This is a genomic window from Oceanibaculum nanhaiense, from assembly GCF_002148795.1.
Classification (GTDB): Bacteria; Pseudomonadota; Alphaproteobacteria; order Oceanibaculales; family Oceanibaculaceae; genus Oceanibaculum; species Oceanibaculum nanhaiense.
In genome coordinates, this window is record NZ_MPOB01000006.1 from 225,559 (window position 1) to 250,300 (window position 24,742).

The 24,742-nt window shown below is 67.3% G+C and carries 19 protein-coding genes; 12 read left to right on the top strand and 7 right to left on the bottom strand.

Going from position 1 to position 24,742, the window contains the following annotated elements; genetic code table 11:
* Positions 1-14 precede the first annotated feature (14 nt).
* From BKM74_RS12515 to BKM74_RS12525, 3 genes are read left to right on the top strand one after another with little or no spacing between them, the layout of a single operon-like run.
* Positions 15-2,903 carry a molybdopterin oxidoreductase family protein gene (locus tag BKM74_RS12515; protein WP_086466047.1) on the top strand — a complete coding sequence of 963 codons (2,889 nt, stop codon included), beginning with the start codon at positions 15-17 and terminating at the stop codon, positions 2,901-2,903.
* Between the two features lies 1 nt (position 2,904).
* On the top strand, positions 2,905-3,651 hold the full coding sequence (locus BKM74_RS12520) for a 4Fe-4S dicluster domain-containing protein (RefSeq protein WP_086466048.1): 747 nt from the start codon (positions 2,905-2,907) through the stop codon (positions 3,649-3,651).
* A gap of 38 nt (positions 3,652-3,689) precedes the next feature.
* Positions 3,690-4,637, top strand: a complete 948-nt coding sequence (locus tag BKM74_RS12525; RefSeq protein WP_086466049.1) for a dimethyl sulfoxide reductase anchor subunit family protein — start codon at positions 3,690-3,692, stop codon at positions 4,635-4,637.
* A 3-nt stretch (positions 4,638-4,640) separates the two neighbouring features.
* Here BKM74_RS12525 and BKM74_RS12530 read toward each other — a convergent pair whose 3' ends face one another.
* Positions 4,641-6,950: a molybdopterin guanine dinucleotide-containing S/N-oxide reductase gene (locus tag BKM74_RS12530; protein ID WP_086466050.1), complete on the bottom strand. Its 2,310-nt coding sequence runs from the start codon at positions 6,948-6,950 to the stop codon at positions 4,641-4,643.
* A 142-nt stretch (positions 6,951-7,092) separates the two neighbouring features.
* On the opposite strand from BKM74_RS12530, the gene BKM74_RS12535 reads away from it, so the two are divergent.
* From BKM74_RS12535 to BKM74_RS12545, 3 genes are all read left to right on the top strand, one after another.
* A complete protein-coding gene (locus tag BKM74_RS12535; RefSeq protein ID WP_086466051.1) occupies positions 7,093-8,118 on the top strand; it encodes a ligase-associated DNA damage response exonuclease in 1,026 nt (341 codons plus the stop codon).
* 1 nt (position 8,119) lies between these two features.
* Positions 8,120-9,712, top strand: a complete 1,593-nt coding sequence (locus BKM74_RS12540; protein ID WP_086466052.1) for a cisplatin damage response ATP-dependent DNA ligase — start codon at positions 8,120-8,122, stop codon at positions 9,710-9,712.
* An 85-nt stretch (positions 9,713-9,797) separates the two neighbouring features.
* Entirely contained in the window at positions 9,798-10,292 is a 495-nt protein-coding gene (locus BKM74_RS12545) for a PAS domain-containing protein (protein ID WP_245825925.1), read from the top strand.
* Positions 10,293-10,314: 22 nt separating this feature from the next.
* Here BKM74_RS12545 and pdeM read toward each other — a convergent pair whose 3' ends face one another.
* The 4 genes from pdeM to BKM74_RS12565 form a co-directional block, all read right to left on the bottom strand.
* Entirely contained in the window at positions 10,315-11,001 is a 687-nt protein-coding gene (pdeM, locus tag BKM74_RS12550) for a ligase-associated DNA damage response endonuclease PdeM (RefSeq protein ID WP_322096665.1), read from the bottom strand.
* 18 nt (positions 11,002-11,019) lie between these two features.
* Positions 11,020-13,494: a ligase-associated DNA damage response DEXH box helicase gene (locus tag BKM74_RS12555; RefSeq protein ID WP_281251460.1), complete on the bottom strand. Its 2,475-nt coding sequence runs from the start codon at positions 13,492-13,494 to the stop codon at positions 11,020-11,022.
* 63 nt (positions 13,495-13,557) lie between these two features.
* On the bottom strand, positions 13,558-13,830 hold the full coding sequence (locus BKM74_RS12560; protein ID WP_086466056.1) for a MoaD/ThiS family protein: 273 nt from the start codon (positions 13,828-13,830) through the stop codon (positions 13,558-13,560).
* A gap of 11 nt (positions 13,831-13,841) precedes the next feature.
* The gene (locus tag BKM74_RS12565) at positions 13,842-14,927 is read right to left on the bottom strand and encodes a WD40/YVTN/BNR-like repeat-containing protein (RefSeq protein WP_086466057.1); all 1,086 of its coding nucleotides are present in this window, start codon (positions 14,925-14,927) and stop codon (positions 13,842-13,844) included.
* A 131-nt stretch (positions 14,928-15,058) separates the two neighbouring features.
* Here BKM74_RS12565 and BKM74_RS12570 point away from each other — a divergent pair, with 131 nt between their 5' ends.
* The 5 genes from BKM74_RS12570 (at position 15,059) to BKM74_RS12590 (ending at position 19,947) form a co-directional block, all read left to right on the top strand.
* The gene (locus BKM74_RS12570) at positions 15,059-15,463 is read left to right on the top strand and encodes a MarR family winged helix-turn-helix transcriptional regulator (protein WP_407668695.1); all 405 of its coding nucleotides are present in this window, start codon (positions 15,059-15,061) and stop codon (positions 15,461-15,463) included.
* Between the two features lie 146 nt (positions 15,464-15,609).
* The gene (locus BKM74_RS12575; RefSeq protein WP_086466059.1) at positions 15,610-16,575 is read left to right on the top strand and encodes a dihydrodipicolinate synthase family protein; all 966 of its coding nucleotides are present in this window, start codon (positions 15,610-15,612) and stop codon (positions 16,573-16,575) included.
* 12 nt (positions 16,576-16,587) lie between these two features.
* Complete coding sequence (locus tag BKM74_RS12580; protein WP_086466060.1) at positions 16,588-18,381, top strand: NADH:flavin oxidoreductase; 1,794 nt, start codon at positions 16,588-16,590, stop codon at positions 18,379-18,381.
* Between the two features lie 5 nt (positions 18,382-18,386).
* Positions 18,387-19,151, top strand: a complete 765-nt coding sequence (locus tag BKM74_RS12585) for an SDR family NAD(P)-dependent oxidoreductase (protein WP_086466061.1) — start codon at positions 18,387-18,389, stop codon at positions 19,149-19,151.
* Positions 19,152-19,185: 34 nt separating this feature from the next.
* Positions 19,186-19,947, top strand: a complete 762-nt coding sequence (locus BKM74_RS12590) for an SDR family oxidoreductase (RefSeq protein ID WP_086466062.1) — start codon at positions 19,186-19,188, stop codon at positions 19,945-19,947.
* Between the two features lie 12 nt (positions 19,948-19,959).
* On the opposite strand, the gene BKM74_RS12595 is transcribed toward BKM74_RS12590, so the two are convergent.
* Both BKM74_RS12595 and BKM74_RS12600 read right to left on the bottom strand, forming a co-directional pair.
* Positions 19,960-21,639, bottom strand: coding sequence for a glycosyltransferase family 4 protein (locus BKM74_RS12595; protein ID WP_140056081.1), 1,680 nt, complete (start codon positions 21,637-21,639; stop codon positions 19,960-19,962).
* Between the two features lie 80 nt (positions 21,640-21,719).
* Positions 21,720-23,894, bottom strand: a complete 2,175-nt coding sequence (locus tag BKM74_RS12600; RefSeq protein ID WP_086466064.1) for an alpha-ketoacid dehydrogenase subunit alpha/beta — start codon at positions 23,892-23,894, stop codon at positions 21,720-21,722.
* A gap of 111 nt (positions 23,895-24,005) precedes the next feature.
* Between BKM74_RS12600 and BKM74_RS12605 the strand changes: the two genes are divergently transcribed.
* The gene (locus BKM74_RS12605; protein WP_086466065.1) at positions 24,006-24,740 is read left to right on the top strand and encodes an SDR family NAD(P)-dependent oxidoreductase; all 735 of its coding nucleotides are present in this window, start codon (positions 24,006-24,008) and stop codon (positions 24,738-24,740) included.
* The last annotated feature ends 2 nt before the right edge of the window (positions 24,741-24,742 follow it).

The window sequence follows — 24,742 nt, forward strand, 5'->3', positions numbered from 1 at the left end:
GCATTCACTGAAGCATGACACAGCACCGCAAGCCTGACCTGCTGGAACGCCTGGCCGGCCCCGCCGAGCAGGTCGAGACCTCGCCAAAGGTCGCCGACGAGACCAAGTTCACGACCTGCTACATGTGCGCCTGCCGCTGCGGCATCAAGGTGCATCTGAAGGACGGCAAGGTCCGCTATATCGAGGGCAATAAGAACCACCCGGTGAACAAGGGCGTGCTGTGCGCCAAGGGTTCCGCAGGCATCATGACGCAATACTCCCCGGCCCGACTGCAGAAGCCGCTGCTGCGCGTGGGCGAGCGCGGCGCCGGCGAGTTCAAGGAGATCGAGTGGGAGGAGGCGCTGTCGCTGGCCACCGATTGGCTGGGCGGCATCCGCCAGACCGACCCGAAGAAGCTGGCCTTCTTCACCGGGCGCGACCAGAGCCAATCCTTCACCGGCTGGTGGGCGGCGCAGTTCGGCACCCCCAACTTCGCCGCGCATGGCGGCTTCTGCTCGGTGAACATGGCGGCCGCCGGCCTTTATTCCATCGGCGGCAGCTTCTGGGAATTCGGCGAGCCGGACTGGGAGCATGCCGAATATTTCCTGATGTTCGGCGTGGCCGAGGATCACGATTCCAACCCGATCAAGACCGGCCTGACCAAGCTGAAGGAACGCGGCGCCAAATATGTCGCGGTGAACCCGGTGCGCACCGGCTATGCCGCGATTGCCGATGAATGGGTCGGCATCCGCCCCGGCACCGACGGGCTGTTCGTCTTCGCGCTGATCCACGAATTGCTGCGCACCAACCGCATCGATATCGACTTCCTGGTGCGCTACACCAACGCGCCCTGGCTGGTGGTGCGCAATCCGGGCGGCGCCGATGACGGGCTGTTCGCGCGCGACGCCGACGGCAAGCCGCTGGCCTGGGATGCGAAAGCAAAAGCGCCGGTCGCGGCGCCATCCGCCGATTTCGCACCGTCGCTGGTCGGCGAGGTGACGCTGCCCGACGGCCGCAAGGCAGTGCCGGTGTTCGAATTGCTGGCCGGGCGCTATCTCGACACCCAGTACGCCCCCGACGCGGTTGCCGAGACCTGCGGCGTCGCCGCCGACGACATCCGCCGTATCGCTGCCGAGATCGCCCATACCGCCTTCGAGAAAGAGGTGGTGATCGACCAGCCCTGGACCGACTGGGCCGGCCGCCGGCACGAGAAGATGATCGGCCGCCCGGTCGCCATGCATGCGATGCGCGGCATCTCCGCCCATTCCAACGGCTTCCATACCTGCCGGGCGATCCATCTGCTGCAGATGCTGCTGGGTGCCATCGATACGCCGGGCGCCTGGCGCTACAAGGCGCCGTTCCCGCGCCCGATGCCGCCGGGACCGAAGCCGGCCGGCAAGGACGTAAAGCCGAACACGCCGCTGCCGGGCATGCCGCTGGGCTTCACCCAGGGGCCGGAAGACCTGCTGGTCGAGGCCGACGGCACGCCGAAGCGCATCGACAAGGCCTATTCCTGGGAAGCGCCGATGTCCGCTCACGGGCTGATGCACATGGCGATCCACAATGCCTGGGCGGGCGATCCCTACCCCATCGACACGCTGTTCATGTTCATGGCCAACATGTCGTGGAATTCGACCATGAACACCGGCGGCACCATCGAGAAGCTGACCGCCAAGAACCCAGATGGCGGCTACAAGATTCCGCGCATCATCTATTCCGACGCCTATTATTCGGAGATGGTGCCCTATGCCGATTTGATCCTGCCGGACACCACCTATCTGGAACGCTGGGACTGCATCTCCCTGCTCGACCGGCCGATCGGCAGCGCACACGGGCCCGCCGACGCGATTCGCCAACCGGTCATCCAGCCGGACCGCGATGTGCGCCCGTTCCAGGATGTGCTGATCGAGCTGGGCGCACGGCTGGGCCTGCCCGGCCTGGTGAAGGAAGATGGCAGCCCGCGCTATCCCGGCGGCTATCCCGACTACATCGTCAATCACGAACGCAAGCCCGGTGTCGGCCCGCTGGCCGGCTGGCGCGGCGAGGATGGCGAGACGCCCGGCAAGGGGGCATCCAACCCGAAGCAGCTAGAACGCTATATCGAGAATGGCTGCTTCTGGAAGCATGAGCTGGAACCCGACCAGCTCTATTTCAAGCACGCCAACAAGGGCTATCTGGAGGCGGCGGTGAAGCTGGGGCTGATCGACTCGGCCGAGCAGATCGTGTTGCAGCTCTACAGCGAGCCGATGCAGAAATTCCGCCTCGCCGCCCAAGGCCATGGCGCGGTGCAGCCGCCGGAGCGCGACCGCGCGCGCGTACAGCAATATTTCGACCCGCTGCCGATCTGGTACGTGCCGTTCGAGGAAGAAGCCGTCGATCCCGACGATTACCCACTGCATGCGCTGACCCAGCGGCCGATGCCGATGTACCATTCCTGGGGCTCGCAGAATGCCTGGCTGCGCCAGATCTACACCCGCAACCGGCTCTATATCAGCCGCGAGCTGGCGGCGGATGAGGGGCTGGAGGACGAGGACTGGGTCTGGGTCACCAGCCATCATGGCAAGCTGAAATGCCAGATCCAGACCATGGAGGGCGTGAACCGCGACACGGTGTGGACCTGGAACGCCATCGGCAAGCGCGCCGGCGCCTGGAACCTCGCCCCCGACGCGCCGGAGGCAACCAAGGGTTTCCTGCTGAACCACGCGATCAGCGAATTGCTGCCGGACCGTGGCGGCTACCGCTATTCCAATTCCGACCCGGTGACCGGCCAGGCGGCCTGGTACGATCTGCGGGTGCGCATCGACAAGATCAAATCGAGCGAGGCGCAGCGCAGCGAGCCCGTCTTCCCGACCCTTACCCCGCCCGACCTGCCCCCGCGCCCCGCCGTGCTTCGCTACGGCGCGCCCAACAGCCGGAAACGCTGAGATGACCGCCCTGCCTCCCTCACAGCCAGGCCAGAAGAAGCTTGGCCTCGTCATCGACCTGGATGTCTGCGTCGGCTGCCATGCCTGCGCGGTCAACTGCAAGGAATGGAACACCAGCGGCCATTCGGCGCCGCTGACCGACCTCGCCCCCTATGGCGCGAAGCCGGACGGTGTATGGTTCAACCGCATCCACAGCTTCGAGGCTGGCGAGGGACCGGATAGCCGCACCGTGAACTTCCCGCGTTCCTGCCTGCATTGCGAGGAACCGCTCTGCGTCACCGTCTGCCCGACCGGCGCCAGCTACAAGCGCGCCGAGGACGGCATCGTGCTGGTGAACCCGGACACCTGCATCGGCTGCAAGCTGTGCTCCTGGGCCTGCGCCTATGGCGCCCGCGAGTTCGACAGCGACGAAGGAATCATGAAGAAATGCACGCTGTGCGTGGACAAGATCTATAACGAGAACCTGCCGGAAGAAGACCGGGTGCCGGCCTGCGTGTCCACCTGCCCGTCGCATGCGCGGCATTTCGGCGATCTCGGCGATCCCGAGTCCGAGGTCTCGCTGCTGGTCGCCGCGCGCGGCGGCTATGATCTGATGCCGGAGCTGGGCTACAAGCCGACCAACAAGTACCTGCCGCCGCGTCCGCGCCAGAAGCAGCTTTCGGGCTGTTCTTCCATGCCCGCCGCCGATGCCGACGCGACGCCCGCCAAGGGCCTGCTGCGCTGGGTTGACCAGCTGCTGTCGCGCTGATCCCGCTGCCCGGAATTGCCCCCAAGAATGACCGCACGATGAACCCCGCCTTTTCCGTCATCTTCTTCACCACCGCTTCCGGCGCCGGCTACGGCCTGATCGCGCTGTTCGGGATTGGCGCCATGCTCGGCCTGCTGCCGGACGACCGCTGGTTCGGCGGCGTCAGCCTGGGCGTGGCGCTGGCTTTGGTCTCCGCCGGCCTGCTGTCCTCCACCTTCCATCTCGGCCGCCCGGAGCGCGCCTGGCGCGCCTTCTCGCAATGGCGCACCTCCTGGCTGTCGCGCGAGGGCGTGCTGTCGGTGCTGGCCTTCGTGCCGGCCGGGTTGCTGTGGCTGGTCTGGATGTTCTGCGGGCCGGGCCTGTGGACAATGATCCTCGGCCCGATCGCCACGCTGCTGGCGCTGGCGACGGTCTGGGCGACGGCGATGATCTACGCCTCGCTGAAGCCGATCCATCAATGGCACAACAAGTGGGTGCTGCCGAACTATCTGGCGCTGGCGCTGTTCACCGGCGGCGTTCTGCTCTACGGGCTGCTGCATCTGTGGGGCCCCGCCCTGCCGCTGGCCGGCGAGGCGGCACTGGTGGCCGGTCTGATCGCGCTGACGCTGAAGCGGCTGTACTGGAACTTCATCGACCGCACGGCGGCCGCCAGCACGCCCGAAACGGCCACCGGCCTCGGCCATCTCGGCAAGGTCCGGCTGTTTGAGGCGCCGCATACCGAGAGCAACTATCTGCTGAAGGAAATGGGCTTCAAGGTCGGCCGCAAGCATGCCGCGAAGCTGCGCCGCATCGCGCTGATCGCGGGCTTCTACATCCCGATCCTGCTGACCATGCTGGCGCTGACCTCCGCCGGGCAGAGTGTGGCGGTGGCCTCGTCCCTGCTGTCGGTCCTCAGCATCGCCATCGGCATCGTGGCCGAACGCTGGCTGTTCTTCGCCGAGGCGAAGCACACGGTCATGCTCTATTACGGCGCCGAACGGGTCTGACCGTCAGGCCACAGCCGGCTGGTTGAAGGCCGTTATTTCCGGCAGATCCTCGCGCCACAGCTCTATCTCGACCAGGCAGCTATGCGCCACCGGCCCCTGCGCCAGGCGCGAGGTGCCGCGGTCGCGGGTCAGCACGTTGGGGTTGCCGTGCTTCTCCAGGCTGCCGGGATGCTCCGGCTCCAGCGGGTCGAACCAGGCGCCGGTCGCCAGCTGCACCACGCCCGGCCTCACCACGTCGGAGACGATGACACCGGCCAGCAGCGCGCCGCGCCCGTTGAACACGCGCACTACGTCGCCATCGGTCACGCCGCGCGCCTTCGCGTCGTCGGGGTGGATCCAGACCGGCTCCCGCCCCTGGATCTTGCTGGCGCGGCTGACCGTGCCATTGTCGAGCTGGCCGTGCAGGCGGGTGCGCGGCTGGTTCGACATCATGTGCAGCGGATAGTCGCGCGCCTTCTCCGAGCCCAGCCATTCCTGCGGCGCGCGCCAGACCGGATGGCCCGGGCAATCGTCATAGCCGAAGCCGGCAATGGTTTCCGAGAAGATCTCGATCCTGCCCGACGGCGTGTTCAGCGGCTGCGCGTCCGGGTCGGCGCGGAAGCCCTCGAACAGGGTGAAGGGCTTGTCCGGTGCCGGAATCTCGACATGGCCGGCCTCCCAGAATGCATCGAAGGACGGCACCGTCACCTCATGCTCGGCGATGCGCTGCTGCCAGACCTCATAGAGGTGGCGCACCCATTCCATCTCGTTGCGGCCCTCGGTGAAGGCATCGCGGAAGCCCAGCCGCTCGGCCATGCCGGCAAAGATGTCGTGGTCGTGCCGCGCCTCGCCCACCGGCTCGACCGCCTTGTGCATGGCCATGACGAAACGGTCGCGCGGGCTGGAGCCGAGATCGTTGCGCTCCAGAGTCGTGGTTGCCGGGAACACGATATCGGCATGGCGCGCCGTGGCGGTCCACCAGGGCTCGTTCACGATCACCGTGTCGGGCTGGCGGAAGGCACGGACCAGCCGGTTCAGATCCTGATGATGATGGAACGGGTTGCCGCCGCACCAATAGACGATCTTGATGTCCGGGTAGGTGCGCTTCTCGCCGTCATAATCGTAGGTAGCGCCCGGCTCCAGCAGCATGTCGGCGATGCGCGCGACCGGGATGAAATTATCGGCAGCGCCCCTGCCGGCCAGCATGTTCGGCGTCGGCAGCTTCCGGCGCGGTGCGCCCATCGCCGCCTCGCAGCCATAGCCGAAGCCGTAGCCGCCGCCGGGCAGGCCGATCTGTCCCAGCATCGCCGCCAGCGTGACGGTCATCCAGTAGGGCTGTTCGCCATGGTCGGCGCGCTGCAGCGACCAGGCGGTGGCGATCATGGTGCGGGTGCCGGCCATGCGCCGGGCGAGGCCACGGATGGTTTCCGCCGGGATGCCGCAGAGACCTGCCGCCCAGCCGGCGTCCTTCGGCTGGCCGTCGGTCTTGCCCAGCAGATAGGGCAGGAATGCGTCGAACCCGACCGTATAGCGGTCGAGGAAGCCCTGATCGTGAAGATTCTCCGTCACCAGCGTATGGGCCAGCGCCAGCATCAGCGCGGTATCGCTGTTCGGGCGCACCGGCAGCCATTCGGCGCCGAGGAATTCCTCCGCATCGTCGCGCAGCGGACTGATGTTCACGAATTCGACGCCAGCCTGCCTGCAGCGTTCCAGCCAGGGCTTCGACACATGCGAACCGACGCCGCCGGAATCGATCTGCGCGTTCTTCAGCGGCACGCCGCCGAAGCAGACCATCAGCTTCGTGTGCTTGGCGATGCCGTCCCAGGAGGAGAGCGGCCCCTGCACCGATTCCAGCGAGCCGACGATGCGCGGCAGCAGGGTGATGGCAGCGGCATAGCTGTAATTCTGCACCTGCCGCGTGAAGCCGCCCATGCCGTTCAGGAAGCGGTGCAGCTGGGTGCGCGCATGGTGGAAGCGCCCGGCGCTCGACCAGCCGTAGGAGCCGCCGAAGATCGCCTCATTGCCATGGGTATCGCTGACCCGCTTCAGCTCGGCGGCGGCGAGGTCCAGCGCCTTGTCCCAGGAGACCGGCACGAAGGCCTCCGCTCCGCGCAGATGACGGCGGCCACCCGGCCCTTCCTCCAGCCAGCCCTTGCGAATCATCGGCTGGCGGATGCGACTTTCATCGTACAGCGCCTCCGGCATGGAGGTGATGAGCGGCGACGGATCCTCATCCTTCTCGAAGGGGGTGACGCCGACAACCCGCCCGTCCGTTACCTGGGCGCGGAACGCGCCCCAGTGCGAGCTGTGAATGACGCCCTTGCCGCCGGCCATGAATGCCTCCCTTTTGTAACCGCATCTTCTCAATAAGAGAGGAACGGGCGCACTTCAATATCCGCCGATGCGAACCAGCCCTGCAATACACTCCCCTCGGCGCTGGCCGAACCTTGGCGCCGGGGCCATATAGTGTCGCGTCATGTCGAACACAAAAGCCGAAAACTGGCCGGGAAACTGGGTCGAGACGCGGCCCGAGGGGCTCTATGTCCGCCCCGGTGGCTTTTATGTCGATCCCCTGCGCCCGGTGGACCGTGCCGTCATCACCCATGGCCATGCCGACCATGCCCGCCCCGGCCACAGGGCGGTGCTGGCGACCGCGGGCACGCTGGCGATCATGCGCGCCCGCTATGGTGAGGAGGCCGGCCAGGCGCGGCAGGCGCTGGCCTATGGCGAGAGTATCCGCATCGGCGAGGTCGATGTCGCCCTGCATCCGGCCGGCCATGTGCTGGGCAGCGCGCAGGTCAGCCTCACCTGGCGTGGCGCGCGCCTCGTTGTCTCCGGCGACTACAAGCGCCGGCGCGACCCGACCTGCTCTGCCTTCGAGCCCGTACCCTGCGATGTCTTCGTGACCGAGGCAACCTTCGGCCTGCCGGTGTTCCGCCATCCGCCCGACACTGAGGAAATCGCGAAACTGCTGCATTCGCTGGCGGTGTTCCCGGAACGCGCGCATGTCGTCGGTGTCTATGCGCTGGGCAAGGCGCAGCGGCTGATCCGGCTGCTGCGCGAGGCCGGCTATGACCAGCCGCTCTATGTGCATGGCGCGCTGCAGGCGCTGTGCGACCTCTATGAGGCGGAGGGCGTGCCGCTGGGGCCGCTGCGCCCGGCGCTGGCGGCGGAGAAGGAAGCCTTCCGGGGGCAGATCGTGCTGGCCCCGCCCTCGGCCATTGCCGACCGCTGGTCGCGCCGCCTGCCCGATCCGCTGACTGCCGCCGCCTCGGGCTGGATGCGGGTGCGCCAGCGCGCCAAGCAGCGCGGCGTGGAGATGCCGCTGGTGATCTCCGACCATGCCGACTGGGACGAGCTAATGCGGACGCTGGACGATGTCGGCGCGCCGGAAGTCTGGGTCACGCATGGCCGGGAGGAGGCGCTGGTGCATGCCGCCCGGCAGCGCGGCATCGCGGCGCGCGCGCTGTCGCTGATCGGTTTCGAGGAAGAGGGGCAATAGCGTGAAGCCCTTCGCCACCCTGCTGGATGCGCTGATCTTCACCCCGTCACGCAACGCTAAGCTGCGGCTGATCGCCGACTATATGGCCAACACGCCCGACCCGGACCGCGGCTATGCGCTGGCGGCGCTGACCGGCGACCTCACCTTCCGCGCGGCGAAGCCGGCGCTGATCCGCCAGCTGGTGGCCGAGCGTGTCGATCCCGAACTGTTCGGCTGGTCCTACGATTTCGTCGGCGACCTGGCGGAAACGGCGGCGCTGATCTGGCCGGAAAGGCCCAGCATCCGGGGCAGCAACCGCGACTGGCCGCATCTGGCCGAAGTGGTGGAGCGGTTGGACAGTGCGGGCCGTGCCGAGGTGCCGGGCCTGCTGGCGGAATGGCTGGACGCGCTGGACGCGACCGGGCGCTGGGCGCTGCTGAAGCTGATCACCGGCGGCCTGCGCGTCGGCGTCTCGGCGCGGCTGGCCAAGACCGCCGTAGCCGCGCTGGGCACTATCGATCCCGCCGAGGTGGAGGAAGTCTGGCACGGGCTGGAAATGCCCTATGCCCCGCTGTTCGCCTGGGTGGAGGGCAAGGCACCCCGCCCCGCCGTCGAGGCCGGCGCCGGGTTCCGCCCGCTGATGCTGGCCAACCCGCTGGAAGAGCGCGAGATCGAGGCGCTGGACGCAGCCGCCTACCGTGCCGAATGGAAATGGGACGGCATCCGTGTGCAGATCGCCGCGCGCGGCGGGCAGCGGCGGCTCTATTCCCGCACCGGCGACGATATCTCGCGCACCTTCCCCGATATTCTGGAGGCGATGGATTTCGACGCGGTGCTGGATGGCGAGCTGCTGGTGCTGCGCGCGGGCGAGATCGCCCCCTTCAACGACCTGCAACAGCGGCTGAACCGCAAGAGCGTGACGCCGAAGCTGCTGCGCGAACATCCGGCGCATGTGCGGCTCTACGATCTGCTGTTCGATGGCGACGAGGATCTGCGCCCCCTGCCCTTCGATACCCGCCGCGCAAAGCTGGAGGGGTGGCACGCCCGCACCGGGCCGGACCGCATGGATGTGTCGCCGCTGATCCCCTTCGCGCATCTGGACGAATTGAAGGCGCTGCGAGCCGGCGCCCGCGACGCCGCCATCGAGGGGCTGATGCTGAAACGCGGCGACAGCCCCTATCTGGCCGGTCGGCCGAAAGGCCCCTGGTTCAAATGGAAGCGCGATCCGCTGACGCTGGATGTCGTGCTGATGTACGCCCAGCGCGGACATGGCAAGCGCTCCTCCTTCTATTCCGATTATACGTTCGGCGTCTGGCGCGGAACGGAGCCGGGGGCGGAGCTGGTGCCGGTCGGCAAGGCCTATTCCGGTTTCACCGATGCGGAACTGCTGGAGCTGGACAAATGGGTGCGCAATCACACGACCGACCGGTTCGGCCCGGTGCGCGCGGTCGAAGCCGGCCTGGTGCTGGAAGTCGCCTTCGACAGCGCGCACCCCTCGCCCCGGCACAAGAGCGGCTATGCGCTGCGCTTCCCGCGCATCCACCGCATCCGCTGGGACAAGCCGGCGGAGGAAGCCGACCGCATCGAGACGGTGACGGGACTAGCCATGACATAATCAAGTATGATTCAATCGATTCGCTGTGCAGAAGATTAGGATGCCACACCTTGCCTTACGGTCGTTTGCCCCTGGGAATGACTTCGTGACCGAGACTGAACGTGACTGGTTTCTGGTCGAAGAGACGACGGACCGTCAGGATTGGCACCCCCTTGTGCGCACGCTGCACGATTACTGGCGGCAGATCGCGCCCCCTGGTGGCCTGCCGGGCCGCCAGCATATGGACCCGCTGGACATACCGGACCTGCTGCCGCGCATCTGGCTGCTCGATGTGGTGCAGCCGGGACCGCGTTTCCGGTTCCGGCTTGTCGGCAGCCGCATCGCGGACCGGCTCGGCTACGACCCTACCGGCGAATGGCTGGAGGACGCGCTCCTTGATTATGAGAGCAATCCAAGCCTGACGGACCGCTATAGGGCGACCGTGGAAAGCGGCCGCCCGACATACCGGCTGGGTCCGCAAAGACTGACCCGCACCCGGGATTTCGAGTTCGTGGAGAACATCTTCCTGCCGATGGCGGAGGATGGGCGGACGGTCGATATGCTGATGGCGCTGTCGGTGCTGGTGGAGAATCCCGATTAATACCGGCGCTTAACGCCGCCGCTTAACGCCGCCTGGGCAGGCTGTGCACCTTGGCGCGGCCGATCAGGTGGATATCGAAGCCAGCTGGAAACAGCCGGCCAATGGCCGGGTCGGAGACGTCCAACCCACCAGCATAGGCGCCGAAGGCCGGCAGGATCAACCGCCTGCCATCGGTCACGAAACAGCGCCCCGACACCCGGCGTGCCCGGGTCTGCACCGTGGCCTTCGGGTGGTAATGGCCGCTGACCTCGCCTTCCGCGCGGCCGGCCAGCGCCTCGTGCCGGAACACCAGCGGCCCCAGCACGATCTCGGACTCAACGCGCCCGCCCCAGTCCGCCGGCGGAGCGGGATCGTGATTGCCGGCGATCCAGCGCCAGTCGCAGGACGAAGTTAACCGTGACAGCACCGTGATATCATCCGTATCCAGCCGCGTCGCAGCGCCGCCATCGTGGAAGCTGTCGCCCAGGCAGATCAGTGTTGCCGGCTTCAGCCGCGCCATCACCGCCTCCAGCCGGGCCAGCGTCTCCCGCGTGTCGTAGGGCGGCAGCAGCGTACCGCGCGCAGCGAAGCCGGTGCCCTTTTCCAGGTGCAGATCGGCAGCGACCAGCAGCCGGCGCTCCTCCCACCACAGCGCGCCGCTGAAATCCGCGGTCAGGAGGGTGCCGTTGAGCAGGAATCGGGCGGCACTATCCATAGGATCCTGGTTCACGCAGGGTTCACGCAGAGTTCACAGCGGCAGGCTGGCTTGCGGCGGCAGGCGGGTGGCGTCGTCGATCAGCGCTTCGGCGGCCTCATCCAGCAGATCGTCAAGGCCGGCACCATAGACCTGCTCCCGCCCGATCTCCAGCATGACCGGCACGGCCAGCGGCGAGATACGGTCGAGCCGGCGATGCGTGATCCGGCCCTTGATGCGGCCCAGCATGGCGGACAGGCGGGAAATGTCGGTGAGGCCACCCGCCGCGTCGGCGCGGGTGGCGCGCAGCAGCACATGGGATGGCTCGTGCTTCCTCAGCACGTCATAGATCAGGTCGGTGCTGAAGGTGACCTGCCGGCCGGTCTTCTCCTGCCCCGGCGCGCGTTTCTCGATCAGCCCGGCAATGACCGCAACATTGCGGAAGGTGCGGCGGAGCATGCTGCTCTCATCCATCCATTCTTCCAGATCGTCGCCCAGCAGATCCTCCGCGAAGAGGTCGTCCATCGCGGCGGCCGGCACCGGCGTCACGCTCCAAACCGCCAGCACATAGTCGGAGGCGACGAAGCCCAGCGGGCCGAACCCCATGCGCTCCATCCGCCGCGTCAGCAGCATGCCCAGCGTCTGATGCGCGTTGCGGCCCTCGAAGCAATAGGCGACCAGGAATTCCTTGCCGCCGCGCGGGAAGCTCTCGACCAGCAGCCCGTCGCGGCGCGGCATGACGGAACGGAACTGCTGCATGCGCAGCCATTCCTCGACCGGCGCCGGCAGGGTCGGCCAGTTCGCATCATCCTGCAACAAGCCACGCACCCGGTCGGCCAGAGAGGTGGACAACGGCAATCGCCCGCCGGCATAGGCCGGTATCTTCGGCGCATCGCCCGTGGCCGGGCTGGCCTGCACCATCGTCTCCCGCAACCCGTCAAAGCGCAGCAGCCGGCCGGCGAACAGGAAGGTGTCGCCGGGTTCCAGCCCCATGACGAAATATTCCTCGACCTCGCCCAGGATCGGCCCGCGGTTCAGCCGCACCTTCAGCGTCACCGCCTCGACGATGGTGCCGACATTCATCCGGTAGCGGCGCAGGTGCGACGGGTGCGACAGCCGCCAGCCGCCGTCACTCCCCTTTGGTCCGTCGCCGATCAGCCGCCGGTAGCGCTCATAGCTGCGCAGCGCATAGCCGCCGGTGGCACAGAATTCCAGAACATCGTCAAAGGTCTGGCGGTCGAGGCCGGCATAGGGCGCGGCTCTGGCGATCTCGGCATACAGCGCGTCGGCCTGGAATGGCCCGGCGCAGGCGGTACCGACAATATGCTGGGCCAGCACGTCCAAGCCGCCGGGGCGCGGCGGGTCGCCATCCAGCTCCATCGCGCGGATGCCGTCCAGCGCCGCCTTGCATTCCAGCACCTCGAAGCGGTTGGCTGGCACCAGCAGAGCGCGGCTCGGCGTATCCAGCCGGTGATTGGCGCGACCAATGCGCTGCAGCAGCCGGCTGACCCCCTTCGGTGCCCCGATCTGCACCACCAGATCGACCGCTGCCCAGTCGATGCCGAGATCGAGCGAGGAGGTTGCCACCACCGCACGCAGGGCGCCGCGCGCCATCGCCGCCTCAACCTTGCGGCGCTGCTCGACGGCGAGGCTGCCATGATGCAGGCCGATGGGCAAATTGTCGTCGTTCAGCCGCCACAGCTCCTGGAACACGATCTCCGCCTGGGCGCGGGTATTCACGAAGATGATGGCGGTTTTCGCCGCCTTCACCGCCTCATAGACCTCCGGCAGGGCAAAGACCGCCATATGGCCCGACCAGGGCATGCGCCCGCGCGGCAGCAGGATCTTCACCTCCGGCTTAGCCGCTTCGCCGCCTGCCACCAGCGCCACATCGCCGGCATCGGCCCGGCCCTCCGCCGACAGATAGGCCAGCAGCGGATCGCGGTGCGCCACCGTGGCCGACAGGCCGACGCGCCGGCAGCCGGGGGCCAGGCTCGACAGCCGCGCCAGACCCAGCGCCAGCAGATCGCCGCGCTTCGTGCCGGCAATCGCGTGCAGCTCGTCCAGCACCACGCATTTCAGCCCGGCGAACATCTGCGGTGCATCCGGGTAGGACAGCAGCAGCGCCAGCGATTCCGGCGTGGTCAGCAGCATCTGCGGCGGTTTCGTGCGCTGACGCAGCCGTTTGGATTGCGGCGTGTCGCCGGTCCGCGTTTCGATGCGGATCGGCAGGCCCATCTCGGCCACCGGCACTTCCAGATTGCGGTGGATATCGACCGCCAGCGCCTTCAGAGGCGAGACATAGAGCGTGTGCAGGCCCGAATAGTCACCATCCGCCAGTTCGACCAGACTGGGCAGGAAGCCGGCCAGCGTCTTGCCGCCGCCGGTTGGCGCGATCAGCAGCGCCGAGCGCCCCGCCCGCGCCGCCGCCAGCATGGCCAGCTGATGGGCATGCGCCTGCCAGCCACGCCGGGCGAACCAGGCGCGGAAGCTTTCGGGCAGCAAGTCGCTGATCGGACCTGTGGTCACATATTCGGGCATCGCCGCAGATGTAAGCCGAAGCAGGGCGCGGTCAAAGCCCCATCCGCGCGCTCACCCGCCGCTGACCGCCGTGATGATGAAGACCTCCGTGCCCGGCGGCAGCGGTGTGGCGAGCGTTGCCCGCCTGCCCTCCACGAACACATTGATGTGCCGACGGATGGCCGGGCGGCTGTCGCACAGCCGGTCGCGCATGCCGGGCCAGCGCGCCTCCAGCGCGTCCATCACCTCGTCCACCGTGCCGGCTTCCAGTTGCAGCAGACCCGGCGCGCCGGGAAACAGCGGCAGCAGCGCCGCCGGCAGGGTGACGGAAACCATTTTGCCCATTACGCCACGCGTCACGCCGCCCTGAGCAGCGTCTCGACCGAGAAAATCGCCGGCAGGTGCTGGGCCAGGCATGTCCAGTTCTCGCCCTCGTCATTGCTGGCGTAGAGCGCGCCGCCGCTGGTGCCGAAATAGACCCCGGCCTTGTCCAGCCGGTCGGTTGCCAGCGCCTGCCGCAACACACCGAAGAAGGCGCCCTGCTGCGGCAGGCCGGCGCGCTTGTCCTGCCAGCTTGCCCCGCTATCGCTGGTGCGCCAGACCGCCGCCTTGGCGCCGGGCATGTAGCGGCCGGCGATATCGCCGTTTAGTGGCAGCAGGAACAGCGTGTCGGGATCGCGCGGATGGGCCGCCGCCGGAAAGCCAAAGCTGGAGGGCAGCCCCGCCTCGATGCTGTGCCACTGCCGCCCGCCATCGTCGCTGCGGTACATGCCGCAATGATTCTGCTGGTACAGCCGTTCCGGCATGCCGGGCGCCATCACGATGGAATGGACGCACTGGCCAATCTCCGGATAGCGCTGGTCCTCCGGGTTGTAGTCACAGCGCGTGCCCTGGTTACGCGGCTCCCAGCTCTCCCCGCCATCCTCGGTGTAGAACACGCCGGCGGTGGAGATGCCGGCCCACAGCTTCTTCGGGTCGGTCGGGTGCGGCACCAGCGAGTGCAGGATCAGCCCGCCGCCGCCCGGCATCCAGCGATCACGGGTCGGATGCGCGTTCAGCCCGGTCACCGGCACCCAGCTCTCGCCGCCATCGGTGCTGCGGAACAGGCCGGCCGGCTCCACCCCGGCATAGAGGCTGCCATCGGCCGCCCGGGCCAGGCTCCAGACCGACTTTATCGGCTCCTGGCCTTCCGGATAGGCGAGGCCGGCGCTGGAATGGCTCCAGCTCTCGCCGCCATCGGCCGATTTCCACACCGCCGGCCCGAACCAGGCATCGCCGCCGCCGGCATAGATGGTGCCGGTCTGTGGATCGCCGATCACATGATTGACCGGCCAGGTCTGGCAGAACGGGCCGCGCAGCGTGAAATCCTTCCGGGCCGGATCGCTTTCCAGAATGAAGGCGCCCTTCTTGGTGCCCAGCAGAACCAGCAGTCTTTGCGTCATCCCATCCTCCACGCTTGATTTTTCCTGCCCCGCCTGCCTCTGTCATGTCTGGGGCTTGACTTAAAAGTTGATATCAACATTAATTAAACATGTCAAAACGAGAAACCGTTCCGTTTGAGACGACCTTGCATGTGCGCGACACCTGCCTGTGCCTGCATGCCCAGCGCGCCGCCCGATCCCTGGCGCGCCGCTTCGACGACGCGCTGCGGCCGGTCGGGCTGAATAACGGCCAGTTCTCCCTGATGATGTCGCTGAACCGCCCGGAGCCCGCGCGCATGGGCGATGTCGCAAGCCTGTTGGCGATGGACCGCACTACCTTGACCGCCGCGCTGAAACCGCTGACGCGGCGCGGCCTCGTGGAGATCCTGATCGACCCGAAGGACAAGCGCAGCCGCCGGCTGGTGCTGACCGATGCCGGCCGCGCCCTGCTCGCTGAGGCAGTGCCGATCTGGGAAAAAAACCACGCCGAGATCGACAAGCTGCTGGGCGATGCTGAAGCGCAGCGGCTGCGTAACGGGCTGGTCACGCTTTCCTGATTTTTACCATGCGTTATGCCGTCACTGCGCAGGCCCATGACGAATTGCGCTGGCTGCCTACTTACACATAAGTCAGTCACATGGCATACTGATATAAGACAATACGCCGGCAAGGCGTATGGCACGCGACAGAACGGGAGGGAAAGATGCGACGCTTCAAGGACTTCCAGCCGAAGGGCGTGATTCCGGCGACCCTGCTGGCGCTGAATGACGATTACTCGATCAACGAAAAAGAATCGCGCCGCCACAACGCGCATGTCGCGGCGACGCCCGGTCTTGCCGCCGTCACGGTGAACGGCCACGCCTCGGAAGTGCATGCCTGCACCTTCGAGGAGCAGAAGCGCATCCTGGATTTCTGCCTGGATGAAATGGGCGACCGGATTCCCCTCATCAACGGCATCTATGCCGATGGCAGCCACGAGGCCGCACGCCTGGCCAGGATGGCGGACGAGGCCGGCGCATCCTGCCTGTTGGTGTTCCCGCCGCAGAGCATGACGATGGGCGGCCAGCTAAGGCCGGAGATGGCCGTCGCCCATTTCAAGATGATCGCCGACGCCACCGACCTGCCGATCATCCTGTTCCAGTACCCGATGGGCACCGGCCTCGGCTATCCGTTCGAGACGCTGCTGAAGCTGTTCGAGGAAGTGCCCTCGATCAAGGCGATCAAGGACTGGTCGAACGATGCGATGCTGCATGAGAAGCACATCCGCACCTTCCAGAACCTGCCGCGCCCGGTGACGGTGCTGACCACCCATTCCTCCTGGCTGATGGCCTCGCTGACCTTGGGTGCGGGCGGATTGCTGTCCGGTGCGGGCAGCGTGATCCCTGACCTTCAGGTCGCGCTGTTCGAGGCGGTGCAGGCCAAGGACCTTGCCAAGGCGCAGGCGATCAACGACCGCATCTACCCGCTGGCGCAGGCCTTCTACACCCCGCCCTTCCTCGACATGCACAACCGCATGAAGGAATGCCTGGTGATGCTGGGCCGGGCCGAGAAAGCAGTGATGCGCCCGCCATTGATGAAGCTATCGGCGGAGGAGCTGTCGCGCCTGCGCGCGGCGCTGGCCGAGGCCGGCATCGGCCGCGACGGAGCGATGCCGCTCGCCGCCGAGTAAGGCGCCCGCCCCATGGCCGACCTGTTCGCGCCGGGCCGGATCGGTCCGGCGACGCTCCCCAACCGTGTCGTGATGGCCTCGATGACGACCCGCGCCGCCGATGCGGAGGGTTTCGTCACCGAGGACGGCATGGCCTATTACCAAGCCCGCGCGCGCGGCGGCGTCGGCCTCATCACCGTGGAGATGGCGGCACCGGAAAAGGCCGGCAGGCACCGCTTCCACGAACTTGGCCTGTATGACGACCGGTTCCTGCCAGGTCTGACCCGGCTCGTTGCGATGATCCATGAGGAAGGCTCCGCCGCCAGCATCCAGCTTGGCCATGGCGGCGGCCACACCCGCAAGGATATCTGCGGCGAGACGCCCATCGCCCCGTCGGCCGTGCCGCATCCGGTGCTGGAGATCACGATGGAGACCATCGTGCCGGAGGCGATGACGAAGGAGCGCATCGAGCAAACGGTCCGCGCCTATGTCGAAGCCGCCGACCGGGCCAGGCGCGCCGGTTTCGACTGCGTCGAAATCCACGCCTCGCATGGCTATCTGATCTCGCAGTTCCACACCCCGGCCGAGAATATCCGCACCGACGACTATGGTGGCAGCCTAGAGAACCGGGCGCGCTTCGGCCTCGACATCACCCGCCGCATCAAGGCCGAGGTGCCCGGAATCGGCGTGATCTACCGGCTGACGGTGGAGGATTATTTTCCCGACGGTCTGCCCTTCGCGGACGGGTTCCAAATTGCGGTCTGGGCCGCCGAGGCCGGGGCCGATGCCCTGCATATCTCCGCCGGGCATTACCGCTCGCTGCCCTCCGCCGCGCGCATGATCCCGCCAATGTGGATGGGCGAGGCGCCGTTCCTCGATTTTGCGCGCCAGATCAAGCGGGCGGTGAAGATACCGGTGATCGCCGTCGGCAATCTGGGCGACCCGGCCCTCGCCCGGCAGGCGGTGGCGTCCGGCGAGGTCGATTTCATCGCGCTTGGCCGCCCGCTGCTGGCCGACCCCGACTGGGTGAACAAGGCGAAAGCCGGCAAGGCCGTGCGTCGCTGCCTTGCCTGCAACAGCTGCATCGATGGCATGCGCGGCGGCGGCAGGCTGCATTGTCTGGTGAACCCGACGGTCGGGCGCGAACTGCTGTTCGCCAATGGTCGCCCGCCCGCCCAACCGCCCAGCGGCGAGAGGATCGCGGTGATCGGCGGCGGGCCAGCCGGCCTCAGCTACGCCGCGCTGGTCGCCGGGGATAATGCGGTGACTTTGTTCGAGCGTGACGCGCATCTGGGCGGCAGCTTCCGGCTCGCCGGTCTTGCGCCAAAATTCCAGGAAGTGGAGACGCGCGCGGGCAGCTTCCTTTCCTACATCAATGCACTGGAAAAGGACTGCCGCGACAAGGGCGTGATCCTCCACACCGGCGTCGATGTCACCCGCGACCCCGCACTGCTGGACGGTTTCGACCGCGTCGTCGTGGCGACCGGTGCTGCCTACCGCTATGGCCTCGGCCTCGCCATCCCCGCCCTGCTGCGCGCCGGGGCCGGCAAGTGGCCCGGCCTATCCAGACTGATGGCGCGGCCGGGCCTGCGCGACTGGTTCTATCACCGTGCCCGATACGGAACCGGGCATGCAACCAGTGACCAGCTTGCGTCGCGGCCCGGCCAGACGGTCGAGGTGATCGGCGATGCCCGCCGCGCCGGCAAGGCGATTCCCGCCCTGCAAAGCGCCTTCGCCGCCGCCCTGCTTGGCGATCCCGCAGCACTCGAACAGAGGGAACAGGCGATGCCGAATCTCCCTGCCCGCTCCCCAAGAAAGGAAGACTGACCGCCATGTATGATCTCACCGGCAGGAAGGCGCTGATCACCGGCGGCGCCAACGGCATCGGCCGCGCCACCGCACTGCGCCTCGCCAGGGAGGGCTGCGACATTGCCCTGCTCGACCGCGAGCCGGCGGAAGAAACGGCGGCTGCCGTGCGCGCGCTGGGCCGCGAGGCCCATGTCGCGGTCGGCGATGTCACCGACGAGGCCTCGGTCACGGCAGCGGCCAATCAGCTCGTGAAGGCGCTGGGTCCTGTCGATGTGCTGGTGAACAGCGCCGGCATCCTGCGCCTCGGTTCGCTGATCGAGATGGATCCGAAGGACTGGCGCAACAGCTTCGCCGTCAATGTGGACGGCATCTTCTGGACCTGCCGCGCCGTGCTGCCCGCCATGGTCGCGCGCAAGCAGGGCCGGGTCATCAATATGGCGTCCTGGCTCGGCAAGAAGGCGATCGCCAATTACAGCGCCTATTGCGCCAGCAAATTCGCGGTCATCGGCGTGACGCAGAGCCTGGCGATGGAGATGGCGCCGCACGGCATCACCGTGAACGCGGTTTGCCCCGGCCTGATCGTCGAGACCAGGATGCGCGATGAATCCGAAGCGCAGCACCAGGCGCTGGGCCTGCCGATGGCGAAGGACCGGGTGAACACCATCCCGATGGGCCGGCTCGGCCTGCCGAACGACGTCGCCCGGCTGGTCTGCTTCCTGGCGTCGGACGAATCCGATTATATGACCGGCCAGTCGATCAACATCACCGGCGGCCTCTGGACCAGCTGACTCCATTCGCTTTCGCAAAAGAGGAAAAGAAACCATGCGCTTAAAAGACAAGATCGCCATCGTCACCGGGGGCGGCTCCGGCATCGGCCATGCCACCTGCCTGACCTTTGCCCGTGAAGGGGCGTACGTCGTGGTCGCCGACCGCAATGCGGAGGCCGCCGCCAAGGTCGCGGAGGCGCTAAAAAAAGCCGGCGGCAAGGGCGAGGCGCTGGCCGTCAATGTGGCCGACTCCAAGGCCGTGAAGGCGATGGTCGAGGATGTCGCCGCGCGTCACGGAAAGCTGGACATTCTGGTGAACAATGCCGGCTATGGCATCGCCGGCACGGTGGTGAACACCACCGAGGAGGACTGGGACGCGCTGATGGCGGTGAATGTGAACGGCGTGTTCTATGGCTGCAAGCACGCCATCCCGATCATGGAGAAGCAGGGCGGCGGGGTGATCGTGAACACCGCCTCCACCGTCTCCAAGGTGGGCATCCCGAACCGCGCGGCCTATTGCGCCTCGAAGGGTGCCGTCGCGTCGCTAACCCGCGCCATGGCGCTGGATCATGTGGACGCCAACATCCGGGTGAACTGCGTGGCGCCGGGGACAATCGAATCGCCCTATTTCGACGAGATTTTCCGCAAGAGCAACGATGCGGCGGCCCTGCGCGACGGGCTGGAAAAGCGTCAGGCGATGAAGCGGCTGGGCAAGCCGCAGGAGATTGCCAACGCCATCCTGTTTCTGGCCAGTGAGGAAAGCAGCTTCTGCACCGGCTCGATGATGCTGGTCGATGGCGGCTGGACGGCGAAGTAAGGCTCAACGGCCCTAGCGGCGGATCGTCACGATCCCGCATTTCGCCAGCCATGCCAGCCCCCGGAAGCCGATGGGCTGGCGCTCGGCCGGCAAATGCCGCACCAGATCCTCCGCCCGCCATTCCGGCACCTCGGCCAGATGCCGGCACAGGATTCGGGCATCCTCTACCGGGAGCAGCGCATTCCTGGCGTAGGTGATATGCGGCGAGGCATAGGCGGCCTCCAACTCCCATAGCCCCTCCGGCGCCAGCCGCACGAGGCTGTCCGCCGTCAGCACCCGGCTGGGGTAGGCGGCGAATTGCTGGAAAGGATCGAGCCGCCAGGGGTCCGCCGGCCTGTCCGGCGAAGGCGGTACAATCTCCACCGCCCGGGCGCGGCGTTCCGCCAGTTCTGCCCAGAGCACCTGATAGGCCGGCACGATGGCCGACCAGTCGAAATGTGCCCGCGCCCGCGCCCGGCCGCTTTCTCCCATCGTCCGGCGCAGATCGGCATCCTCAGCCAGCTTCAGGCAGGCCTCCGCGCAAGCCTCGATATCGACGGCGGTAAACAGGCTCGCCTTGCCGATATAGAGGTCATAGCGATCCATCCCCAGCGCATGACGCGCGGCAAGATCGCCACCGCCGCCCGCCATCGGGGTCAGGGTGGGAATGCAGAATCCGTCAATTCCGTCTCGCACCGTATCGCGATAGCCGTCCCAGTCGCTGACGACGACCGGCAGCCCCGCCGCCATCGCCTCCAGCGGCGTCAGCCCGAAAGTCTCCTGGATATTGTCGCTGGGCGAGACGAAGAAATCCGCCGCCGACCAGATCTGCCGGTGCGCTTCGTCCTCCAGGGGGGAGACGATATGCACGCCCACCGAGGGGGCAAGTTGTGCTGCAGCGCTTCGGAAGCCGCGTTCCAGCCCGGCATTGTGGAACCATCCTGCCTGGATCAGATGCAGCTTGCGGGTGGTCCGCTGCGCGGCACGTTCCAGCGCCATGTACATCGGATCGGGATTGGCCTTCGCGTGCGCGCTCAGCCGGCCGACGAACAGCGCCACGACATCCTCCGGGCCGATCCCCAGCCGCCCGCGCCAGGCGGCACGCTGTGCCTCGTCCCGGCCATAGGCCGCGCAGTCGATGCCCAGCGGGATCGTCCGCAGCTCGGGCAGGGACGGCGGGGCGGCGCCCATCCTCTCCTCCAGATAGGCGGCAACCGCCTGAAGCTGCCGCTCCACCGCATCGCGGCCGGCCCGTGAGGTGCAGATCAGCGCATCCCAGGGCTGGATCGGGGCCAGCAACAGGTCGCCGATGGCATCCATTGCTGCAGTCGAGGCAAGGGTGTGCGTCACGCCGCACAGGCTGTAGGCGCGTTGATTGAAGCCCCGGCGCAGGAAGGCCGCGGGGCGCAAATTCGGGCCGGAGAGGAACAGGCATCCCGCCTCCGCGATTGCCGATGCGCTGTCCATCGGTGCCCAGCGCACCTCACGGTGCGGCCCACCCACCGATGCAGCGATGGCGGCAAAACGCCCGGCATCGTCCGGCGAGGCGGCACAACAATACAGGCTGTCCGCGACCGCATGCCGGGCATAGCCGCGCAGGAATCCCTCCTCCGCCACCTGCCGGCCCATCGGCCTGTCCATGACATTGTCCGGACGATAGAGAATGGCCGCGTTGCCCTGCGCGCACTCAGTCATCACGTCGTTACGCTCCACCCGCTTTTCCCCGGCGGCGAGTATCCCCTATCCAGACAATACCCGGAAGCTGCGTCGGGCGGCGTGGGGCGGTGTGGCACCTATCCGCCCTGGGCCGCCAGCAGGCGCAGCAGCGCCGCCTCAATCTCTTCCTCGCCGGCGATGGCCGCGCGTTCCAGCACCTTGGAGACGCTGGGCGAGGCCTCCCCACCCATCAGCCGCTCGACCGGCTGGTCCAGCCAGTCGAAATAGCGGCGCTGCACCTCGTCGGCCAGCCAGCCGCCATAGGAGGTGCCGCGGGCGCCCTGCTCGACGATCAGCACGCTGTTGGTCTTCTCGATGCTGGCACCCACCGTCTGCCAGTCCAGGCTGGCGCGGTCCAGGCTGCGCAGGTCGATCAGCTCCACATCGAGCCCCAGACGCTCGATCACGGCGAGGCATTTCGGCACCATGGAGAGATAGGTCAGCACCGTCGCCCGGCGCCCTTCGCGGCGAACCAGCGCCTTGCCCAGCGGGATAACATAGTCGAGATCGCCGTCGGGAATGCGCCCCATCGATTGGTAGAGATCGACATGCTCGATCACCAGCACCGGGTCTCGGCAGGCCAGCGCCGCATTCATCAGCCCGATATAGTCAAAGGGTGTGGCCGGCGCCACGATGCGCCAGCCCGGCGATGTCGCGAAGATGCCGGCCGGATCCATCGAATGCTGCGAGCCATAGCCCGTGCCCATCGCCACCTTGGTGCGCAGCACCAGCGGCACCTCCGTCTCGCCGCCGAACATGTGGCGGGCCTTGCCGATCTGGTTGAACACCTGGTCGGCGGCGACCCACATGAAATCCGGGTACATGAATTCCACCACCGGCTTGTAGCGCCCGTCGGCAGCCAGCCCGCCGGCAAGGCCGAGGAAGGCCTGTTCGGCAATCGGCGTGCCCAGCACCCGGCCCGGGAAGGCATCCGCCAGCCCGCGCGTGGCGCCGTTGGTGCCGCCCTTCAGCCGGTGGATATCCTCGCCCATGAGCAGGATCGACCGATCCTCTTCCATACGCCGGTGCATGACATCGGCCGCCGCATCGACGAATTTCCGCTCGACCAGGCTGCCCTTGTAGCTGTGTTCCTCTGCCGTGCGCCTGCCGGACAGTTCCGACAGATCGCCCCTGATGCCGACATCGCGGAAGCCGGGATCGGGCCAGAGCGACGGCACGATAGACCGCCGGTTGCCGTCCGCCTGGGTCAGGCCGGCGCTGGCCGCCTGCATCGCCGCCACGGCGCGGGCCCGTAAGCCATCCACATCCTTCTGTGTGATCAGCTTGCGGGCGATCATCTCCCGCGCCACCCGGTCCAGCGGATCGCGGGTGCGCCAGTCGGCCTCCTCCTCCTTCGTGCGGTAGCCGAAGGCACTGCCCGGCAGCGGGCCGTTCTGGTGGAAATAGCGATAGACCTCGGCCTCGATGACCGTCGGCCCCTTGCCGGCGCGCATATGGTCCAGCGCCTCGCCCATCGCCAGATGGACAGCCAGCGGGTCCATGCCATCGACCCGCCAGGCCGGAATGCCAAAGCCCAGCGCCCGGCCCGACAACCGCGCCTCGCGCGTCGATTCGGCAACCGTGGTGGCAACCGCGTAGAGATTATTCTCGATGAAGAAACAGATCGGCAGCGACCAGGCGGCGGCAATGTTCATGGTCTCCAGCACCGCGCCGATATTCACCGCGCCATCGCCGAAATAGACCACCATCACATCACCGGTACCGGCCAGCTTGTGCGCCAGTGCCGCCCCCGCCCCCGGCGGCACGCCGCCGCCGACGATGGCGTTGGTGCCCAGCGCCCCGGCCGCATCCCAGCGCAGATGCATGGAGCCGCCGCGCCCCTTGCAGTAGCCCGGCGAGAGCCCGAGGATTTCCGCCAGTGTCTTGGTCAGCACCGCCTGTACCTCGCCCTCGACTGCACCGCGCGGGTCATACCCCTGCGGGCTGACATAGGACAGGGCCTTGGCGAGGAACTGGTGATGGCCGCGATGCGAGCCGCTGACCTGATCGGTGGCGCGTAGCGGCAGGATGGAGCCGACCGCGCCACCCTCCTGCCCAATGGAGGAATGGGCCGGGCCGTGCACCAGCCCCTCGCCGGCCAGCACCAGCACCTCCTCCTCGAAGGCACGGATCAGATGCAATTGCGTCAGCAGCGAGCCGAGCAGCGCCGGATCGGCCTTGTCCCAGTCGCGTTTCGTGGTGCGCAGCGACCGCCAGGGGGCCAGCGGCGAAAGCTCTTCATAATCGGGCACGGAACCCCTCCCCGTCAGCCGCCGGGCTTTACCGCGCCCGCAGCCGGTTGCTTAAATCTTTGATTAGCGTGACCTTACGGTCCGGGCTGGTGGGGAACAAGGGGACAGGCCATGATTTCATTCGAGGGCAGGGTGCTGCTGATGAGCGGTGCCGCCGGCGGCATCGGCCTCGCCACCGCGCAGGTCTTCGCGCGTGCCGGGGCCAGCCTCGCGCTGGGCGATCTGGATGAACAGCGGCTGGCGGAAATGTGCGCCGCACTCGGCCTGCCGGAAGATCGCCTGCTGCTGGCCCGCCATGACGTGACCGAGCCGGAAAGTTCGCGGGATCTGGTGCGACAAGCGCAGGAGAAGTTCGGCGGCGTCGATATCGTGGTGCCGAATGCCGGGCTTTATCCAACCGATCCGTTCGACAGCATGAGTGCGGCAAGCTGGTCGCGGACACTGGCGGTCAATCTGGATGGGGTGTTTCATCTCTGCCAGGCGGCGCTACCGGTGTTGCGGCCCGACGCCGCGATGGTGCTGGTCGCCTCGATGGCCGCGCATTATGGCAGCCCGACCCATGCGCATTATGCCGCCGCCAAGGGCGGGGTGCTGTCGCTGGCGAAATCACTGGCGAAGGAGCTGGCGCCGGTGCGGGTGAACGCGGTTTCCCCCGGCCTGATCGACACGCCGATGGTGCAGCCGCTGATGCAGGCGCGCGGGCCTGAATTGCTGAACGCCACCCCGCTCCGGCGGCTAGGAACGCCGGAGGAGGTGGCGAACTGCATCGCCTTCCTGGCCAGCCCGCTTTCCAGCTACGTCACCGGGGCGACGCTGCATGTGAATGGCGGGCTGTATATCGCCTAGTA

Bases quoted from the DNA above. Each gene is read 5' to 3' on its own strand.
- BKM74_RS12565 (WP_086466057.1), bottom strand. From the start codon at position 14,927: ATGACGCAAAGACTGCTGGTTCTGCTGGGCACCAAGAAGGGCGCCTTC.
- BKM74_RS12525 (WP_086466049.1), top strand. From the start codon at position 3,690: ATGAACCCCGCCTTTTCCGTCATCTTCTTCACCACCGCTTCCGGCGCC.
- BKM74_RS12585 (WP_086466061.1), top strand. From the start codon at position 18,387: ATGTATGATCTCACCGGCAGGAAGGCGCTGATCACCGGCGGCGCCAAC.
- BKM74_RS12535 (WP_086466051.1), top strand. From the start codon at position 7,093: ATGTCGAACACAAAAGCCGAAAACTGGCCGGGAAACTGGGTCGAGACG.
- BKM74_RS12560 (WP_086466056.1), bottom strand. From the start codon at position 13,830: ATGGGCAAAATGGTTTCCGTCACCCTGCCGGCGGCGCTGCTGCCGCTG.
- BKM74_RS12530 (WP_086466050.1), bottom strand. From the start codon at position 6,950: ATGGCCGGCGGCAAGGGCGTCATTCACAGCTCGCACTGGGGCGCGTTC.
- BKM74_RS12520 (WP_086466048.1), top strand. From the start codon at position 2,905: ATGACCGCCCTGCCTCCCTCACAGCCAGGCCAGAAGAAGCTTGGCCTC.
- BKM74_RS12580 (WP_086466060.1), top strand. From the start codon at position 16,588: ATGGCCGACCTGTTCGCGCCGGGCCGGATCGGTCCGGCGACGCTCCCC.
- BKM74_RS12575 (WP_086466059.1), top strand. From the start codon at position 15,610: ATGCGACGCTTCAAGGACTTCCAGCCGAAGGGCGTGATTCCGGCGACC.
- BKM74_RS12590 (WP_086466062.1), top strand. From the start codon at position 19,186: ATGCGCTTAAAAGACAAGATCGCCATCGTCACCGGGGGCGGCTCCGGC.
- BKM74_RS12515 (WP_086466047.1), top strand. From the start codon at position 15: ATGACACAGCACCGCAAGCCTGACCTGCTGGAACGCCTGGCCGGCCCC.
- BKM74_RS12605 (WP_086466065.1), top strand. From the start codon at position 24,006: ATGATTTCATTCGAGGGCAGGGTGCTGCTGATGAGCGGTGCCGCCGGC.